Here is an 18,881-nt window from a genome sequence, read left to right as displayed (position 1 = left end):
GCGAAAAATTAAATTCAAAAACATGCAAGTAGATTTTGAAAAACAGGGAGGACTAATCCCTGCTGTCATCCAAGATGCTAAGACAGAAAAAGTACTAATGCTTGGTTATATGAACCAAGAAGCTTTGGAAAAAACAGAGCGTGAAGGTGTCGTAACTTTTTTCAGTCGTTCTAAGCAACGTCTCTGGACAAAAGGCGAAACGTCTGATAATTTCTTGCACGTTGTAGAAATTTTGAAAGATTGTGATGAAGATACTTTGTTGATAAAAGTAAATCCCGCTGGCCCAACTTGCCATACTGGTGCAGATACTTGTTGGGGAGAAAAAAATGAACCGGGACAAGCGGGATGGTTGAATCACCTAAAAGCAGTCATTCGTGATCGTAAAAATAACCCTTCAGAGAAGTCCTATACTGCTAGTTTATTTGAAAAAGGAACAAATAAAATTGCTCAAAAAGTAGGAGAGGAAGCCGTAGAATTAGTGATTGAGGCGATGGATTCGAACGATGAACTGTTCAAAGGTGAAGCTGCTGACTTATTATTTCATTATTTAGTCCTATTAGAACAAAGAGGACTTGATTTTGATGAAATTATTGATGTACTTCGCTCAAGACATTCACGTTAAAAATTAATTACAATTATAGAACAATAATTTGCGAAATGACAAACTTCATTATCAAATATTTAATCATTGCCATCGTGGTTATGTTTGGGTCAAAGTATATTAATGGCATTAGTATCGACGGCTTTCAAACGTCTATTTTGGTGGTATTAGCGATGGGCTTTGCCAATACATTTTTGAAACCTATATTAAAGCTCGTTAGCTTTCCAATTACGGTGCTTTCTTTGGGTTTATTCCTCTTGGTTATTAATGTAATCGTAGTATATATTGTAGATTACTTTATTGATGGCTTTCATGTTAATGGCTTTGTTCCTCCTTTGATTTTTAGTTTTGCTTTATCAATTACTTCAACTGTTTTGGGTTGGTTTTTTGATAAAGACTAAGTATTTTATACTAGATTTTAACCTTGCTAAGTGCTTGTTTTTCAATTATGTATAAATATTTTGATAAAAATTTACACATAATTGAAAAACTAAAAAAAACGATTACATTTGTACTTGTAATTTACCACAAGGTAATTTTTTAAAAATGTGCTGTTTTCTACATGAGTTCAAAATAGTATTTCATTTTGGTCGTTTGTTCATCATTTTTTCTAAGTAATTGATAGGTGTTACCCTGTTTTTGAATTTATAAAGTCCTAAGTAATAAATAATGAAAAATTTTACACTATTTGGCATCGTCCTTCTATTGGGGATGAATGCTAAAGCACAAAAAAGTACCATTTCAACCAATTCTTTTTCAGAAAAAGATAAAAATCTTATTGCAAGTGTTCTGGAAATACAGAGTCCTGTCAGTAAAAAAGACAAGGAGAAAAATTCCTTTTTCAAAGACATGACAATAGATTTGGATTCAACTTATTACGAAGTAGAATCGCCTGCAATGTTTTCGGAAGGACAGGATGGATTGAATAAATTTATCTATCAAAACTTGGTGCGTCCTAATGATACAAAAGGAGAGACTGTTTTGGTGAGGTTCAAAGTAGAACGCTTTGGTGAAATCTCTAAAATACATGTAATAGATAATAGAATTTCGCCCAAACTAAGTGCTGAGGCAATCAATCTTGTTAAGAAAATGAAAACTTGGATTCCTGCCAAGATACAAGGAATCCCCGTTGCTTCTTTTTATGTTTTACCGATAAAATTCTAATTACTCTTCGGGCATTCCTCTTTGGAAATTTACTTCAGTTGCCATTCCCATGGCGCTGAATCTTACCGCCATCATTTGTGCGTTAGATTTCTTTTTAACGTCTTCACAATGACTGCCCGGTTCTAAAAAGTAAATATAATATTCTTGGCTACGGTCGGCTAATTGCTGAATATCTGGCTTTCCTAAATAATCATCCAAATCGTTTGAACTTACTCCTTTGATTTCTTCTTTCAAAGATTTTAGTTTGTCAACCATTTTCAACCTTTCGCCTTTACAGCCACCGAAATCATTTTTAAATTTTTCTAAATCTAAACCGTCTAATTTTGGTTGTTTTGTGCAAGAAGCACAAGTAATCAATAAGAGTAAAATATAAATTGTATGTTTCATGTTTTTGGAATAAATCTAGTATTTAAGCGTGCAAATTTTAATTAAGTAGTGATTAGTAAATAGTAATTGGTGATTAGAATTGTAAGTTTCTAATTATCAATTTTTGCAAAAAAACGTCGATTAAATTGTATTGACTACTTATTAATAAGGTTTTATTTATCAATCCAATATCCGAAATCAGACTACCAAAATCCTAAAGTTTCGATAGTCTTTCTCCAGCTTTCTCTAAGGTTTCATCATCTTTCGCAAAACAAAATCTTAGAATTTTAAAGTCATTTTTTCGATGATAAAATACCGAAACTGGAATACTTGCTACACCAATTTCCTTCGTTAAGCGAATGGCTAAATCATAATCGTTTTCCTCTGTAATTTTTTCATAATTCACGCATTGAAAGAAACTACCTTTTGCTGGCGTAAAGGTAAAGCGAGAATCTTGAATACAAGTCAAGAATTTATCACGCTTTTCCTGATAGAACTTCGGAATGGAAAGATAATTTTCAGGTTCTTGCAAGAAATCTGCTAAAGCATATTGAATAGGAGTGACCGTCGAGAATGTTAGCCACTGATGTACTTTCCTGAATTCTTCGCTTAATTGTTTTGGAGCGAGACAATAACCAACTTTCCAGCCCGTAACATGAAATGTTTTTCCGAAAGAACCACAAATAAAACTGCGTTCTTTTAGAACAGGATTTCGGAGTAAAGACCAATGCGATAATCCATCAAAAATAATGTGTTCATATACTTCATCACCAATCAGAAAAATATTGGTGTCTTTCACAATATCAGCCAAACGATTCAAATCTTCTTCCGAAAGTACAGTTCCAGTTGGATTATGAGGCGTATTCAGAATTATTAGTTTGGTCTTTTCAGTAATTTTCGACTTTACAATTTCCCAATCAATTTTATACTCATTTTCTGGCGTTAAAGTTACATAAACAGGAATTCCTCCATTTAAAGTAATTGCTGGCGTGTAAGAGTCATAACAAGGCTCTAATAGAATTACTTCATCGCCTTGGTGAACAACTGACGTAATCGCTGCATAAAGTGCTTCCGTTGCGCCAGAAACAACCGTCACTTCGCTGTCAGGATGATAATTTACTTGATATAAATCGCTTACTTTCTGGGCAATGATTTCTCGAAGAGATTGAATACCCGTCATTGGAGCATATTGGTTCATCCCTTTCTTGAGGTAATGATTAACCAATTCGGCCAGTTTAGGAGAACAATCAAAATTTGGAAAACCTTGTGATAAATTCAAAGCTTCGTGTTCAGAAGCCAATTTTGACATTACCGTGAAAATAGTAGTTCCTGTATTGGGTTGTTTAGAAATCAAATTCATTTTTAAATGCTTTCGGTATTCGGCTTTCAGATGTCAGATTTTATATTGGTTATCTTAGGAATGTTATGCTTGTAAGAACAACTTACTTGAATTAATAACATTTTCCTTAATTCACTAACTCACAACTCACTCAATCACAATTATACCTAAAACCATTCCAAACAGCCATTTTCAATTAAGCCTTTTATATTGAGAGAATCGTCGAAAATAAAGAGATTTGCCAAATGATCCTTTTGAACTTTACCCAAAGAATGTTCAAGTCCAAGTACTTCTGCGGGATAAGTTGAAGCCATTCTTAATGCTTCTGGCAAAGGAATATCTACTTTTTCAACGCAATTTTTTACGGCTTGAAGCATCGTTAAAGCAGAGCCAGAAAGAGTACCTTTGGTATCTGTATAATGCGTGCCAGCATGAATAAATTTATAATCTCCTGAAACATCATTGGTTACTGCATCAGTAATGATAAAAAGCCTTTTACCCATGATTTTTTTAGAGATTTTTACACTCGTAAAATCCACATGGATACCATCGGGGATAATACTTGCCCAAGCTTCTGAATCATAGGTAGCACCCACTAAACCAGGTTCACGTCCTTGAAAAGCCGACATGGCATTGAACAAGTGCGTTACTCTTTTAATCCCTTTATCGAAAGCATATTTAGCTTGTTGATACGTAGCAGAACTGTGTCCTGCTGCAATTTTTATTTCACTTTGTAACAGTAAATCAAGCTGTTCGTCAGTAAATTCTTCAGGAGCGATGGTCATGTAGGTTGGTAAACCTTTACATGCTTCAATAATGGTGGTTAATTCTTCGATACTTGGTTTTCTGATAAATTCAGCAACGTGAGCGCCTCTTTTTGGAAAACTAAAGAAAGGACCTTCCAAATGCAAACCAACTAAACCTTGTCCGCCGTTTTTAAGATAGCTTTTGGCTACTTCTATCGATTCTAAAATTTTCTCTAAAGGCGTTGATGAAAGTGTGATTTGAAAATGCGCTGTTCCAGCACGACGAATTTCCAAATAAGTATTATGGATTGTTTCTTCTGTTGTTTTAGAATTGTACAAACTTCCGCCACCGCCATAAATTTGAGCATCAATTAAAGAAGGAGCAATGTTATAGCCTTCTAAATCGATGATTTGAATATCAGGAAAAAGATTATCTAAATCTTCAATCTCATCATCATTAAGAATTTTAGCAATTTTAGTGCCTTTAATGACTAAGATTTTATGCGTAAGAATCTCTTCTGAGGTAAATATTTGGCAGTTTTTTAAAGCGTACATAATGCGATATCAGTGATTTGTAAATAGTGATTGGTGATTAGTTTTTTAAGCTGCTCATTATCAATTATTTGTAATAAATAAAATGTCACATCTATTGTGTATAGATTGAGATTACTTAAGTTAAATACTAACGATTTCAAGGGTGATTTTCCAGACACCTTTTGCTTCTTGTCGCCACATTCTTAAATAATTGCCAGTTTTCCCATTGCCAGAGATTGTGCCATAAACACAAGCTAAATCTCCAGAAGACGAAGCAATTACTTTTAAACCAGTGTAAATCAGTTTTTTATCATACGATTTTTTCAAAAACTGATTGGCGGCTTCTTTTCCAAGAATGGGCAATTGCCCATTTCTGAAAATTCTTACATGTTGCGATAAATTAGCTTCAAAAGGATTGGGAGAATTCTTCGCATTTTTCCAATAAAAATGGTCGTTCATAAAAACAAAACGTTCGGCGAAGGTAGCGTTATTTTTTAATTCAGTAGGCTTAAAAACTGGATAATTCTTGGTTATAGAGGCATTTTTGTTGGTATTTTCAACATGATTCACGCCTATATCAATGGCTACTTTCCAATTACCATCATCTTGTTTTTTCCAAAGTGAAACAAAACTGCCAAAAGCCAATGCTTTCGCTTGTGTTTTTGAATCGTAAATTTGCCAGTTGCCAGCGGTATAACCAAAATCACCAGAACCTGCTATTTCAGCAAAATAAGGCTGCCAATTTAAACTTTGATTGAACGTTATTTTTTGCCAATGTTCAACGCCATTTACGGGCATTCCTTTGTCAAAAACAACAGCATCTGTTCCTAAAAATGCTAGAAAAGCACTTTTGGTACTTTTGTCAACAGAAGTTTGAGCAAAGGCTTTTTCGCTTTCTACCATTTTTTGTAAAGCTTCTTCTTGCTTTACTTCTTGGGAAAAAGTAGCTAAGGGAAAACCCAAAGCTACTGATAATAGCAATTGTTTGAAGTACATATTTTATAATTTAGGATGCTTCAAATGGAAATCTGTGGCATCTTGATAAATTTTAGCTACTTGTAATAATTTGCCTTCGCCAAATAATTTCCCCATAAAAGTAATACTTGTTGGGCGACCTTCCGCACGGAATCCGTTTGGTAAAACCACGCAAGGATGTCCCGTTAAGTTGGTCATTGTTAAATTTCTACTGGCAAAGGCGGGTGATAAGTAAACGTCGATTCCTTTCAACCTATTGTTAAATTCCTGAATCAATAAAGTTCTGTGACGATTCGCCTGTAAATACTCTACCGCAGGAATAAATCTAGCTGCTCTGAAAGCATTTGGCCAAGCATTTTTAATTTGACGAACCATTAAATCATCTTTTCCTGAACGAGTCAATTCATCAAATGCTGCCGCCGATTCTACACTGAGTAAAAAACTAATATCGTTAGATGGCAAATTAGGCAATTCTAAAGGAATTAATTCAGCACCCAATTTTTTCATCGTGACTAAAGTGAGTGAATCTTGTGTTTTGTTGGGATACTTTCCTTCAAAATCTTTTTTCAAATAAGCTATTTTAATACCTTTTAAATCTTTTTTGTTACCATCGAATTGAAAAGGTGCGTCAATCACACTTTGGTCTTGTCCGTCTTTTCCTAAAATAGCGTTAAAAACAATGGCGCAGTCTTCAACGGTTCTACAAATTGGTCCTAATTTATCCATACTCCAACTTAAAGCCATTGCGCCAGTTCTTGGTACTCGTCCAAAAGTAGGGCGCAAACCTGTATCACCGCATTCGGAAGATGGAGAAACGATTGAACCCAAGGTTTCAGAACCAATGGCAAAAGGTAATAATCCAGCCGCTACTGATGAAGCAGAACCCGCCGAAGAACCTGAAGAACCACGTTTTAAATTCCAAGGATTTTTGGTTGTTCCGCCAAACCAAACATCGCCCCAAGCCAATTCTCCTAAAGTAAGTTTTGCACATAAAACAGCACCAACTTTTTCTAATCGTTGAATTACGACGGCATCGTAATCTAATACTTGGTCTTTGTAAGGCACAGAACCCCAAGTGGTTTTGTAACCTTTTTTGGCTAACAAATCTTTGGCTCCATAAGGAATTCCGTGTAATAAACCTTTATACTTTCCAGCAGCAATTTCTGCATCAGCTTTTGCGGCTTGTTGTAAGGCTAAATCTTCCGTGAGTGTAACGACACAAGCCAATTGAGTATCGTACTTTTTCAGGCGTTCTAAAAAGAATTTCGTCAGTTCAAGCGAAGTGATTTTCTTGTTTTGAATTAATGCTGCTAATTGTCTGACGGAGTAAAAAGCTAAATCATTTTTATCTTTTGGAAGTGAAATCGTTGAAATATTTGAAGCTTTAAAAAAAGAATTACCCTTTTCAAATTCAAAACCTGTTGGTAAAGGATTGAACACTAAAGCCGGTGCAACTTCGTTTTTGAGTTCTACTTTTCTGATTTCTTCAAAACTTTTACGAGTATCGTTGAGTTCAGCTAACATAGAATCTGCTTCTGACTGAGTAAATTCTAAACCAATTATTCTTTCGGCTTTTTTTACGATGTCAATCGTAATACTTTCGTTTTCTAAGCTTTTGGTGATAAATGCTCCGAAAGCCATACTTGCCAAACAAAGAGATGTGATGAGTAATTTTTTGTTCATGATTTTTTGTGGATGAAGTGATTGTAAGCTTTGAGAAATCAGCTTTGAGCTTTCAGACTTTTATTGAGGGCAAATTTCTATGAGTAAGTTGAAAATGCTCATAACTGACTTCTCAAAGCTCAAAAGCTATAATGTTGATGTTTTTATAAAATTACACGATAAACGAAACCTTTGTTTATTATCTTTGAGAAAATATTGACAAATCAAAACCCAAAATTTATGTACGAAATTTTTCAATTAATTCATAAGACACTTTTCTTTGTCGTGATGATTCTAGGGCTTATTGTGATTGTCCGTGCGGCAATGGGTTTAAGTTCAAAAAGTGATTTCACTGAAACCGACCGTAAGTTTGGTCTTTTCTTCCTAATCTCTAATCACACGCAATTATTGATTGGCTTGGTTTTATACTTGTTCTTAAGCCCATTCGGAATGAAAGCTTTTACAGATTTCGGTTCTGAAGTAATGAAAATTGCAGAGTATCGTAAAATTGCAGTAGAACATATCCTAACAAACATCATTGCGATTGCTTTGATTACAGTAGGGTATTCAAAGAACAAACGTGCTACAGATGCAATTGTTCGTCATAAAAATGCTTTAATTTTCTTTGGTTTAGGTTTGGTTTTATTATTGAGCCGTATTCCTTGGGATAAATTGTAGTTTGGGCTTTCAGACTTCGGCTGTCGGCAATCGGAATTAAACTTTAATTAAAATAAGTCTGGATTCCGAAATAGCTTTGTAATAAAGAATAAATCCGACATCTGAAATCCGATTTCCGAAATTTGATGACCGATAGCCAAAATCTCAAATCCAAAGATTTTTAGCGAAAAACGCAGACTTGTCAGAAAGTCTGCGTTTTTTTGTGAAAAATCTGAATACTATTACTGTTAGATAAAAAAACAGAATAAATTGTACAAAAAAATAACAAAATAGTTATATTGTACTGTGGTTTTAACTTTGAACCAAATTATTTTGCTTTTCAAAGTCGTTTTTTATCTATTGACTAAATTTATAAGTGATGAAGAAATGTATTTTTTTAGACCGTGACGGCGTATTGAACATTGATAGAGTTGATTATGTGTACCGACTTGAGGATTTGATTATTCCAGAAGGAGCGATTGAGGCGTTGAAAAGATTTAAGGCTGCGGGATACTTATTAATTGTAATTACCAATCAGTCGGGAATTGCCAAAGGAATTTATACTCGTGAGGATGTATGGAAATGTCACAACTATTTTCAAGAACAATGTGGAAATTTATTAGATGATATTTACTTTAGTCCACATCACGAAAAATTTAATTCAGCTTCATTGACTCGTAAACCAGATTCTTTGATGATTGAAAAGGCTATCGCCAAATATAAAATAGACCGTGATGCCTCGTGGATGATTGGCGATGCACATCGAGATATTAAAGCAGGAAAAAAAGCAGGTGTGAAAACCATTCATTTAACCGAAAAACCAGAAGAATCACTTTCAGAATTAACCACCAGTAATTTGCTAAAAGCAAGTGAACTGGTTTTACAATAAACAAAAAGAGGTAGCAATTTGCCACCTCTTTTTGTTTTATTATCTATCTCGTTTTTTAGACCTATCTCTACCTTCTGAACCTTTTGAGCGTCTGTCGCCTCTTGGTGCTGATTTTGAGCTTTTAGATTTATGTCTAGAATCGCCACGGTGCGAAGGTTTTGTCTTTCTTTTTCCATCGCCATCATTGCCAACCAAAGTCAAATCCATACTTCTACGTCCTAAATTACATTCTTTTACTTTTACTTGTAATTTATCACCAAAAGTAAATACTCGTCCATTTCTTTGTCCGACAATTCTGTAATTATCACGGTCGTAATCGTAGAAATCATCTTTCAAATCATTCATTCTGATTAAACCTTCCGAAGCAGTTTCTGTAATTTCTACAAAAATCCCGAATTCGGTAACGCCCGAAATAATTCCTTCCCAAACTTTGCCTTCTTCCATCAAGCTCATGTACTCTACTTGCTTGTATTTGATAGAAGCACGCTCTGCTTCGGCCGCCATTTTTTCCATTTCAGAACTATGCTTGCAACGAGCTTCCCAAGGTGCCCGCTCCAAAGGCTGTCCGCCATCTAAATAATGTTGAAGCATTCGGTGCGCCATCATATCTGGATAACGGCGAATCGGACTGGTAAAATGCGAGTAAAATGGAAATGCCAAACCAAAGTGACCGACTGGGTCGGTACTGTATTTTGCTTTTGACATTGTTCTTACTGCCAAATTTTCCAAAATATTTTGCTCTGGCTTTCCTTCTACATCGTGCATTAAAGCATTGAAAGAAGTACTAATCTGCGAAACTTCTGTTTGTACATTATAACCAAAACGCTTAGCAAAAGTAGAGAAGTTTTTCAACTTTTCTGGGTCTGGTGCATCGTGAGTACGATACACCATCGTATTTCTAGGTTCGGTTTTGCGTAAATTGAAGACATACTCTGCTACTTTTTTATTGGCAAGTAGCATAAATTCTTCAATCAGTTTATGCGAATCTTTTCTGATTTTCTGATAAATTCCAAGTGGTTTTCCGTTTTCGTCTAAATTGAATTTTACTTCAACGGTTTCAAAATTTACGGCACCTTTGGCAAAACGTTCGTCACGAAGTTTATGAGCTAATTCATTCAAGGTTAAAAGTTCTTTTGAGAAATTTGGAAGTATTGCTACTTCATCCGTTTTCTTTTTACGACCTTTTTTCTTGGGTTCTTCTGCTACAATTTCAGTTGGCTGAACTTCTTCTGTTTTGGCATTGACAACTTCTCCATCCAATACTTCTTGGGCTTCTTCATAAGTAAACCTTCTATCTGAATGAATAACAGTTCTACCGAACCATTCGCCAACAACTTTGGCTTCTGGTGTGATTTCAAAAACGGCTGAAAAAGTCAATTTATCTTCATTCGGACGAAGCGAACACAAGCCATTCGATAATTTTTCTGGCAACATCGGTACAACTCTGTCCACCAAATATACCGAAGTAGCTCTTTTGAAAGCTTCAGCTTCTAAATTAGTTTCTGGCAAAACATAATGTGTAACATCGGCAATGTGTACTCCGATTTCGTAATTACCATTTTCTAAGAAAGTAAAACTTAGTGCATCATCAAAATCTTTGGCATCGGCTGGGTCAATCGTGAAAGTTGTTGTTTCTCTGAAATCACGACGCTTTTTGATTTCTGTGGCAGAAATTTTAACAGGAATTGCTTCGGCTTCATCTTCAATCGCTTTTGGAAAATTGATTGGCAAACCAAATTCTGCTAAAATAGCGTGCATTTCGGTATTGTTTTCGCCAGCTTTTCCTAAAACTTCTATTACTTGTCCTTCCATTTTACGCTCTTTCTCTGCCCAGCTCATAATCTTAATGATTACTTTATCGCCATTTTGAGCATCGCCAATATCATATTTTGAGACAAATACATCTTGAAATATTTTTTTGGCATCGGGTGTTACAAAAGCGTAGTTTGGTAAAATTTCAATCGTACCTACTAATTCTTTTCTACCTCTTTCTATAATTTCTACAACTTCGCCTTCGGCTCTGGTTGTGCCTTTTTTACCTTTTGGAAAAACTAATACTTTTACGGTATCGCCGTCAACAGCGCCGTTGAGTTCACGAGTATTTACCCAAATATCGTCTTCTCGGTCTTCTACAACAATAAATGCAAAACGAGCATTTACGTGGTCAACTCTTCCAACAACAAATTGTGTTACTGTATCAATAATATAACTTCCGTTTTGTTGACGGATAATTTTTTTGTTTTTGTGGAGGTCTTCAAGAAGTTCTCCGTACAAGGTTTTTGTACTGCGGTCACGAACGGAAAATGCTTTATGTACTTGGTTGAGCGACCAAGCTGTATCTTCATTTAAGCGAAAAAATTCAAGTATTTCACCTTTAATTCTATCACGAAAAGTTTGTTCTTTGATTTGTTTTGGGTTAATCATTTAGGAATTAATATGTTATTTCTCAAATATAGGTAAAAAGCAACTGATTTCTTAGCTATTTAGTGAATGAGTGATTTAGAAATAAGTGAGGAATTAACAATTTAATACCAATAGTCATTGTTGCTAAAGCAATGGAATTACATCTACCGAAACCGATAAAGTATGTTTTCCCGAACTAAAAATGATTCCTTTTAGTGGAGGAACATCGCTATAATCTCGTCCATAAGCCGTAATGATATGCCTTTCTTGAGGAACTAAATCATTGGTCGGGTCAAATTCGCACCAGCCAATGTTGGGTATAAATACTGAAATCCAAGCATGAGATGCGTCTGAACCTTGCAGTTTTTTCTTTCCGGGAGGAGGAAGCGTTTCTAAATAACCGCTTACATAACGAGCCGCAAAACCTAAACTTCGCAAGCAAGCAATGGCTAAATGCGAAAAATCCTGACAAACTCCTTTTCGTTCTTTCAATACAGTTTTGATAGGCGTATTGATATTGGTAAAATTAGAAACGAAAGAAAACTGAGTGAAAATTTTATGACAAAGTGCTTTTACACTTTCATATAAAGAGCGTTCGTCTGGAAAGCAATCTTGTGCAAAAGCCTGAATTTCTTCATCCCAATAAATGAATGGACTAGGAAGTAAATATTGTAAAAGTTCTATTTTTAAGCTACTTGTATTCTTTACTTTTTCTCTGGCTTCTTTACAAGAAACAGAAGCTTCTGTATTAATTATTTTAGTAAAAGTTTCTACTTTACTTTCTGTTTTTACAATCAATTCTTGATGGGCTGACTGTATAGAAAAGTAATGAATATTATTCCCGAAAAAATCAGTCCTTTCTACAATTTCAGCAGGTTTGGGACTAATTTTAAGCGAAAAACTATGACATAGCTGTGAGGGTATCGTCTGTGGTTTCAGGCATACCAAGCTATGATAGCTATTGACAGGGTCAAGGTATTTATATGTTGTTTGGTGTGTGAGGTTATATTTCATTGGTATCACTATTTTCTGGATTTTCCATTAATGAGTGCTGTATGACGGTATGCGTAAAGTACAAATCTGTTAAACTTACTGTTACCGATGAAATTAAATCAAAAATATTGGCTAATAAGCTATCTAAATTTTCTCGGTATAAAGTTTCAGTGTCATAAGTACTCAAGGTTGAAATATCCGTTAATTTGATTTTCGTCGATGCTTCTAAAACCGCTTTCTCTGCTTTGGTTAATCTTTCATCTTGTGACGTTTTTGGTAATTTTGAAAGACATTCAGCCAAGGCATCTAATTGATAACTTAAAGAATAAGGTAAATTTTCTTCAAGCAATACCATATCTAACATCGCTTCCAAACTTAAGTGCGATTTATATAATAAACGATAATGAACCAATAAATGATGATTAATTAATACGGCTTCAATTAAATCGTTTTCAACATTCAAATCATTTTTGAAACTAAAAGTAGAGCGAATAATGCTAATTCTTGAAAGAATTCTTTCTATCCATTTCCCTGATTCAAACAAATAGAAACCTTTATCTCTCGGCATTGATTCCGAAATAATTCCATAAAAAGTAAATAAACGAGTGTGCAGTTTATCCAATACTTTCTGGATGACATTCGGGTTGTTTACTTCTGGGTCAGAACTTTTAATTTTCTTTAAGCTATTTTCTATCAGGTTAATAATCCGCCAAGTATCATGGCTCCATTTATCGCTTACAGTAATTACGCCTCTTAAAAAGGATTCTACACTACAAGCAACAGTACCGCCTCTTTTAGAATTAAAAACTAAATCGTGAATTTCCTGATAAGGGTTTTTCAGAAGCACTGAATTTTCTTCATCAATAAAACCCGGATAAGTAAGCGTAAGATGCGTAAGCGATTTTAATAAAACATGGATATGCTCAGACTTTACCGAACCTCCAAAGTTTACGTTTTCTTGTAAAGCATTAATCGTAATTTTCAAAAACTTGGTCGTTGCCATAGTTCTTTCGCAATAACGACCAACCCAAAAGAGATTTTCGGCACTTCTACTTGGTAGCGAAGTGTGGTGGATTACTGAAGCCGTTTGCTGAACTACAATTTTCTGTGGAGTATCCAATACTTTATCAGAAACAATCCAAGTATCTTTTGAAAAACCACCATATTGATGCGAAATCTCAAAGCGATCTCTCACAGCTGAACTTCGGGTAAGTCCTCCTTCCATTACTTGATAATTCTTTCCGTCTGAAACCAAGTAAGCACGCAAAGCAGCAAAGCGAGGTTCAATTTTACCATTCACCAAAGCAGGTGTGGTAGAAAGGCTTACTTCTTCTTGAGCAACAAATTCAGATGGGTTTCTGAGAATATCTTTTCGAAGCTCATCTAATTCTTGATTTGATAAAGATTTACCATAAACAGACCTCAACTTTTGTTTACGATTGGTACTTTTGATTATCAGTTTTGGAAGATTCGCCAAAACATGATTCATCTCTTTGGCTTGTCCACACCACCAAGTAGCTACCGATGGCATAATTAGGGTTTCGCCTAAAAAGAAACGACAAGCTGCATTCATAAATGGTAATAAACCATTGTTTTCAAGTACGCTTGAACCAGGAGGATTAATCACGGAAACATTACCTAAACGAATAGCATGCAATAAGCCCGGAATTCCTAAACGAGAATCCTGACGAAGTTCTAGTGGGTCGCACCAGTCATCATCAATTCTTCGGATAATGACATCTACTTTTTCTAAACCATCTATTGATTTCAACCAAACGAAGCCATCACGTACCAATAAATCATCACCTTGTACTAAAGTGTAACCCAAATAAGTTGCTAAATAGGCATGTTCAAAATAAGTTTCATTATTTGAACCTGGTGTTAAATAAACAATATTGGGATGGTCTTTGGCTTTGGAGGCTAAAGCAGAAACCGTTTGTTGAAAATTATTAAAGAAAGGAGAAAGCCTGCTTACAAACATACCATTGGTAAGTTCGGGCAAGATTTTACTCATCACACTTCTGTTTTCAAGGGCATAGCCCATCCCAGAAGGTGCTTGTGTTCTATTGTCAAGTACCCACATTCTGCCGTCGGGACCACGAGCGATGTCGGCAGCATACAGTGTTAATTGATTTTCCGAAGGAAGTTTTACATCATTACAAACCCTGAAAAAGCCCGTATTGCCATAGACTAATTCGGGCGGAAGGATATTTTCTTTGATTAAACGCTGAGGTCCATAAATATCTCTGAGCATTAAATCTAATACTAAAGCCCTTTGTTTAAGTCCTTTAGCAATATTATTCCATTCTTGTTGTTCAATCAGAAAAGGGATAGGGTCTAATTGCCAAGGGCGATTTAAACTTCCTGAATTTTCATAAACATTATAAGTAACCCCATTTTCACGAAGCTTATTGATGATTTCAACATTGCGAGAATGGAGTTCCTTCATGCCAATTTTTTCTAAAGTATCAAAAAGGGCTTTCCAATGAGGTTTTACTTGACCGTTTGCTCCCAAGATTTCATCATAAGAATTGATTTCCTTTTGATAGGACTGAAGTAAATTAGGAGATATATCTGTAATCATCGCTCATTGATTGTAAATGAAGTATTTTAAAATTTATTAAAATTAAGGTTTTTGTCGCTAAACCTTATACTGTTGGCTATAAATTTCGATTAGGAGGTGGCGTAGTTATATGAATGTTACTCAAATAATCTCTGCGGATGTTTGTGTCTTCTGCCGTAGTTCGTGTCTCCACGAACAAAAAAGTTTATGAATTAACGCAAATATATTAGAGAAAAACAAGCCGTTTAATTGTTTGTGAAGACACAAACAACGGCAAAAGAAGAAATTGAAAATGAACTAAAATCTAATTAGCAAATATACCATTTGCGGTTTTCTTCGGTTTTTAAGCGTACAATTGCTCTAAAAGAAAGCTTTTTGATACTTTGAGTCTATCAATTTCATCTAAATCACGCAATTTCCCGCAAAAAAGATAGGATTTTGATACTTTTTGCCGCAAAATCCCGCAAAAAAGACCCATCAACCTATCAAAAAGATAGAATTTTCCATCTTTTTGATAGGTTGATGGGTCTCAGAGATAGGTTTTTGATTCTTTGAAAACCTATAAGGATTTGCATAATTGAGAATAATAAGAGTTTTAACCCCAAAGCCTTATAGCTTTAATTAAATACTTACTCTAATCAAATATTGCTTTTACTTCATCATTTCCACAGGGAAATCATTCCCAAAACCATAGCTTGCTGGATATTGTGGCGTTCCGCTGTATTTTTTCATGAGTTCGGGTACTTGTACTTGAATAAAGTTTTTGAGCCCGTTTACTGTAATCATTTTATTATTGGCTGCCTGTCCTTTCAGTGCTTGAAGCAACACATAAGTAAAAGCACCGTGTCCGAGTGTAGCAAATTCATTGGCGAATTGCTTAGAACCCGATGCTGCCATCCAATGTGTTCCTGTACTTCTTGCTACCACGGCTAAACTTTTTTGTTGTTTCGCATCTGACGTCATTAATTGTTCAAATGCTCCTGCACTTTGACAGGCATCCAAAATAAATACTTGTTTTTGTGCCTGTATATTAACGGCATAAGCTTGTAATTGCTTCGAAGGAATTCCCTTTTGTAAAAGTATTTCATCTACATTTTTCAGGTCTGCAACATCGGTTGGCACTAAGTAAAATTCTTTGTTTTTATCAGAAATTACCCCGTGTCCAGCATAATAAAATACAAAGACATCTTGTGCTTTAGCCATTTTTTGTACTTCTGTCAAAGCATTTACAATTCCATTTTTATCGGCTTTAGTATCGGTAACGAAATATGTTTTTACGTTAGAGATAACCGTTTTTGCATCTTTTTCGATTTCATCTTTAAAGGCAGTAGCATCTGCTAGGGCGTAGTTGAGTGATAATTTCTCATTCTGATATTTATTGATACCAACTACCACCAAGTGGAGGGTTGCATTTTTATCAACGGGGTCGATAATGCCACCATCTTTAGCAATATTTGGTTTGTTATTCGGTTGGTTTCCAGCTTTATAATGGACAATAATTTCATCGGGCTGACTTTCTGTTCTTTGGCTATTCAGGGCGATGGCTCTGAAAATATTCTGTCCTGCCAATAAATTGATGGTGTATTTCTTGGTATCTGTTCCAGTAGTATTATCGGTTACGAACAAGCCACGAGTGGCCAAATTCACAATTTTTCCGTTATGAAATAACCTGATTTCATCAATTTTATCATTTTCGGCAGTAGCATTTACTGTTATTTCTGCGAGTCCCGTTGTATTTTCATAGCTTGGTTTTGTATCATCTTCCACGGTTAGGTTTCTTGTTTTTTGTTCATACGAGATCTTACAAATGGGCGCTTTGTGCAAATCATCAAAATCTGCATCTATGCTAGGAAAACGTTCTCCAGCTAAGAGACGAGCCAATAATTTGGGAGTATAATATTTTTCGTAGAGTATTTCTAAAGGGAAAGTATTAATGCCTTTTACGAAATAAAGGTCTTTTTGAGCATTCGCTGAAGCATCGAATTGACCATTTGGCGTGACAACCGCCCAATCGCTTGTGGATGGATTTGGATATAAAGTAGCTAATAATTCACCTGTTTGTAAATCCCAAAGTTTTACGTTGTTTTCTCTGGCATTTGTAAATAAATAACGGTTGTTTTTACTAACTGTTACGCCTGCTACGGGGTCGTTATAGGCTTTTATTGTTTTGGAAGAATCCCATCTTTGTTGTTGAATATTGTAAAAATGTAACTCTCCATCATAGTTACTAGCAATCAAATAATTTTCATCCGCCGTAAAAGTGGCTGAGTAAAAGGTTTTTTTGCCATTGGGTAAAAGCTCTGGGATTTCTATTGTTTTTCCTGTGCTGACTTCAACGATTATTTGTCCATTACCCGACTGGCAAGTAAGGTATTTATCATTTAATGAGAATGTCAATCTTCCGCCACCTACATATTTTTTGGGTAAAGTAATTTTCTTGACTAGGTTTCCCGTAGCACCGTCTAATAAGTCAATACTTGTAAAACCTCCATACGTATTAATCGTGGCTATTTGTTTTGAAGTATGGGCAAAAGCAGCTTTATCAATCGCTTTTTTCCTCCAAATGATTTTCTTCGTTGTGACGTCAGCCACCACCAATTTATCTTGATTGATGCTGTATTTATCTTCAACATTAGGGTCTAAGTAATAACCAATATGGAAAAGATATTTATCATCGAATGACAGACCCATGAATGATGGAGTACGATTGACATTACTAATTGAACCTTCATAAGGAAAATCTTTATGAGCATTGTTTGCCAAATCTATTTCAGTCCAAAAGTCATATAGTTTATTCCCTTTTTGATTAAGTTGTAAGTGATAGTCGAATGCTGGTTGAGTTGTCAGAATTACTTTACGCATTGCGCCAGAAGATAAGTCCCAGTTGACGGCTTTTTTATCTAATTCGATTAATAATTGATTTGAAGATTCAGAAAAATGATGATAGAATACTTCTTCATTGGTTACGCCAAATAGCTTAGTGATGGTTTGTCCATTTTCAGCATTGAGGAGGCTTAGGTTTTTTAATGTTCCGAATAATATCTTTTTTCCATCATCAGAAAAACGGATTACTCCTTTTCGGCTACCGTATTCACTGATATAAAAACCACCTTGTTTAATTCGCCAAATATCTTTCTTGGTTTCAAGGTTGATTAAAATTATTTCATTTGTAGTATGGACAAAGATTTTTTTACTATCAGGAGAAAAACCAGCAAGGTTTAACAATTTAGTTTTGTAATCATTGGGATGAGTATATGAATAAATACTTTGACCAGTATTAATATCCAATACTTCTAATGAATTGTTGTTTCCTGCCATCAAGTAGCGTCCATCTGGAGAAAATCTGGTGAATTTAATATCAAGAATTGGAGCACTTGCATAATCGCTTTTAGCCAAATTGAAATTGAGAACTTTGATGATTTCTCCACTTGGTACTTTACACAATGTTACATCGTTCCCTTTAGGAATTGAAATAATATTTCGTTCTTCCGAATAGTCTTGCTCAATTCCAAATTTATTGATTCTAATCGTTCCTCTGTACCCATTTTCACGAGTATAAATACTGGCATTATTTAATAACAAAGCTGATTTTCGATAATACGACCAATTGAAACGATTGTTTTTATCGTTTCCTGTATTATTAATCGGGCTTTGGCTAATTACTTTTCCTGCATAGTCTATCGTTTGAAATTTATATTGATTCGTTACAACATCAATCGTTTTGTTGTCTAATCTAAAATCAGCCGCCATAATATTCGAAAAACTTTGTAGTTGTTTGCCTGTACTTAGTTCCCAAAGAATGAGTGTTTCGTTGACCTCAACCGTTAAACCAATTTTATTATCTGGCGAAATAGAAGCCATAATAAGCTCACTTTGTAAACCCGATTTGATGACTAATTGTGGTTTTTGAGCGAAAAATATGAATGGGAATAAGAGTAAAAAGATTAAGAACTTTTTCATGATGTTTTGATTATAAAAATTTATAGAAA

General features: G+C 35.0%; 14 protein-coding genes. 5 read left to right on the top strand and 9 right to left on the bottom strand.

All coding sequences use genetic code 11. The features are described 5' to 3' along the window. Window positions 1–22: 22 nt before the first annotated feature. The 3 genes from hisIE to VB798_RS17515 all read left to right on the top strand — a co-directional run bounded on the left by hisIE (window position 23) and on the right by VB798_RS17515 (window position 1,765). A complete protein-coding gene (gene hisIE, locus VB798_RS17525) occupies window positions 23–622 on the top strand; it encodes a bifunctional phosphoribosyl-AMP cyclohydrolase/phosphoribosyl-ATP diphosphatase HisIE (protein WP_323260683.1) in 600 nt (199 codons plus the stop codon). A 35-nt stretch (window positions 623–657) separates the two neighbouring features. After that, on the top strand, window positions 658–1,002 hold the full coding sequence (locus tag VB798_RS17520; protein WP_323260681.1) for a phage holin family protein: 345 nt from the start codon (window positions 658–660) through the stop codon (window positions 1,000–1,002). A 268-nt stretch (window positions 1,003–1,270) separates the two neighbouring features. Next, complete coding sequence (locus tag VB798_RS17515; protein ID WP_323260679.1) at window positions 1,271–1,765, top strand: energy transducer TonB; 495 nt, start codon at window positions 1,271–1,273, stop codon at window positions 1,763–1,765. On the opposite strand, the gene VB798_RS17510 is transcribed toward VB798_RS17515, so the two are convergent. The 5 genes from VB798_RS17510 to VB798_RS17490 form a co-directional block, all read right to left on the bottom strand. Continuing rightward, on the bottom strand, window positions 1,766–2,152 hold the full coding sequence (locus VB798_RS17510) for a hypothetical protein (protein WP_323260677.1): 387 nt from the start codon (window positions 2,150–2,152) through the stop codon (window positions 1,766–1,768). It abuts the gene before it with no gap. Window positions 2,153–2,345: 193 nt separating this feature from the next. Next, complete coding sequence (locus tag VB798_RS17505) at window positions 2,346–3,491, bottom strand: methionine aminotransferase (protein ID WP_323260675.1); 1,146 nt, start codon at window positions 3,489–3,491, stop codon at window positions 2,346–2,348. A gap of 146 nt (window positions 3,492–3,637) precedes the next feature. Further along, window positions 3,638–4,771 carry an N-acetylglucosamine-6-phosphate deacetylase gene (gene nagA / locus VB798_RS17500; RefSeq protein ID WP_323260673.1) on the bottom strand — a complete coding sequence of 378 codons (1,134 nt, stop codon included), beginning with the start codon at window positions 4,769–4,771 and terminating at the stop codon, window positions 3,638–3,640. 120 nt (window positions 4,772–4,891) lie between these two features. Continuing rightward, the gene (locus VB798_RS17495) at window positions 4,892–5,746 is read right to left on the bottom strand and encodes a YybH family protein (protein ID WP_323260671.1); all 855 of its coding nucleotides are present in this window, start codon (window positions 5,744–5,746) and stop codon (window positions 4,892–4,894) included. Between the two features lie 3 nt (window positions 5,747–5,749). Continuing rightward, a complete protein-coding gene (locus VB798_RS17490; RefSeq protein ID WP_323260669.1) occupies window positions 5,750–7,408 on the bottom strand; it encodes an amidase family protein in 1,659 nt (552 codons plus the stop codon). Window positions 7,409–7,627: 219 nt separating this feature from the next. Between VB798_RS17490 and VB798_RS17485 the strand changes: the two genes are divergently transcribed. Both VB798_RS17485 and VB798_RS17480 read left to right on the top strand, forming a co-directional pair. Further along, the gene (locus VB798_RS17485) at window positions 7,628–8,065 is read left to right on the top strand and encodes a hypothetical protein (RefSeq protein ID WP_323260667.1); all 438 of its coding nucleotides are present in this window, start codon (window positions 7,628–7,630) and stop codon (window positions 8,063–8,065) included. 358 nt (window positions 8,066–8,423) lie between these two features. Then, on the top strand, window positions 8,424–8,933 hold the full coding sequence (locus tag VB798_RS17480; protein WP_323260665.1) for a D-glycero-alpha-D-manno-heptose-1,7-bisphosphate 7-phosphatase: 510 nt from the start codon (window positions 8,424–8,426) through the stop codon (window positions 8,931–8,933). Between the two features lie 39 nt (window positions 8,934–8,972). Here VB798_RS17480 and VB798_RS17475 read toward each other — a convergent pair whose 3' ends face one another. The 4 genes from VB798_RS17475 to VB798_RS17460 form a co-directional block, all read right to left on the bottom strand. Further along, window positions 8,973–11,357, bottom strand: coding sequence for a ribonuclease R family protein (locus tag VB798_RS17475; RefSeq protein WP_323260663.1), 2,385 nt, complete (start codon window positions 11,355–11,357; stop codon window positions 8,973–8,975). Between the two features lie 123 nt (window positions 11,358–11,480). Beyond that, the gene (locus VB798_RS17470) at window positions 11,481–12,350 is read right to left on the bottom strand and encodes a transglutaminase family protein (RefSeq protein WP_323260661.1); all 870 of its coding nucleotides are present in this window, start codon (window positions 12,348–12,350) and stop codon (window positions 11,481–11,483) included. After that, window positions 12,340–14,913: a circularly permuted type 2 ATP-grasp protein gene (locus tag VB798_RS17465; RefSeq protein WP_323260659.1), complete on the bottom strand. Its 2,574-nt coding sequence runs from the start codon at window positions 14,911–14,913 to the stop codon at window positions 12,340–12,342. The genes VB798_RS17470 and VB798_RS17465 overlap by 11 nt, the downstream gene beginning before the upstream one ends. A gap of 630 nt (window positions 14,914–15,543) precedes the next feature. Beyond that, complete coding sequence (locus tag VB798_RS17460; protein WP_323260657.1) at window positions 15,544–18,852, bottom strand: caspase family protein; 3,309 nt, start codon at window positions 18,850–18,852, stop codon at window positions 15,544–15,546. Window positions 18,853–18,881 lie beyond the last annotated feature (29 nt).

It is taken from the genome of Arcicella lustrica, assembly GCF_034930985.1.
Taxonomy (GTDB): domain Bacteria; phylum Bacteroidota; class Bacteroidia; order Cytophagales; family Spirosomataceae; genus Arcicella; species Arcicella lustrica.
This window is presented reverse-complemented; position numbering and strand designations above follow the sequence as displayed.

Excerpts from the sequence above, each read along its gene's own strand:
- VB798_RS17490 (WP_323260669.1), bottom strand. The coding sequence starts at position 7,408 with ATGAACAAAAAATTACTCATCACATCTCTTTGTTTGGCAAGTATGGCT.
- VB798_RS17505 (WP_323260675.1), bottom strand. The coding sequence starts at position 3,491 with ATGAATTTGATTTCTAAACAACCCAATACAGGAACTACTATTTTCACG.
- nagA (WP_323260673.1), bottom strand. The coding sequence starts at position 4,771 with ATGTACGCTTTAAAAAACTGCCAAATATTTACCTCAGAAGAGATTCTT.
- VB798_RS17460 (WP_323260657.1), bottom strand. The coding sequence starts at position 18,852 with ATGAAAAAGTTCTTAATCTTTTTACTCTTATTCCCATTCATATTTTTC.
- VB798_RS17495 (WP_323260671.1), bottom strand. The coding sequence starts at position 5,746 with ATGTACTTCAAACAATTGCTATTATCAGTAGCTTTGGGTTTTCCCTTA.
- VB798_RS17515 (WP_323260679.1), top strand. The coding sequence starts at position 1,271 with ATGAAAAATTTTACACTATTTGGCATCGTCCTTCTATTGGGGATGAAT.
- VB798_RS17510 (WP_323260677.1), bottom strand. The coding sequence starts at position 2,152 with ATGAAACATACAATTTATATTTTACTCTTATTGATTACTTGTGCTTCT.
- VB798_RS17520 (WP_323260681.1), top strand. The coding sequence starts at position 658 with ATGACAAACTTCATTATCAAATATTTAATCATTGCCATCGTGGTTATG.
- hisIE (WP_323260683.1), top strand. The coding sequence starts at position 23 with ATGCAAGTAGATTTTGAAAAACAGGGAGGACTAATCCCTGCTGTCATC.
- VB798_RS17485 (WP_323260667.1), top strand. The coding sequence starts at position 7,628 with ATGTACGAAATTTTTCAATTAATTCATAAGACACTTTTCTTTGTCGTG.
- VB798_RS17465 (WP_323260659.1), bottom strand. The coding sequence starts at position 14,913 with ATGATTACAGATATATCTCCTAATTTACTTCAGTCCTATCAAAAGGAA.
- VB798_RS17480 (WP_323260665.1), top strand. The coding sequence starts at position 8,424 with ATGAAGAAATGTATTTTTTTAGACCGTGACGGCGTATTGAACATTGAT.
- VB798_RS17470 (WP_323260661.1), bottom strand. The coding sequence starts at position 12,350 with ATGAAATATAACCTCACACACCAAACAACATATAAATACCTTGACCCT.
- VB798_RS17475 (WP_323260663.1), bottom strand. The coding sequence starts at position 11,357 with ATGATTAACCCAAAACAAATCAAAGAACAAACTTTTCGTGATAGAATT.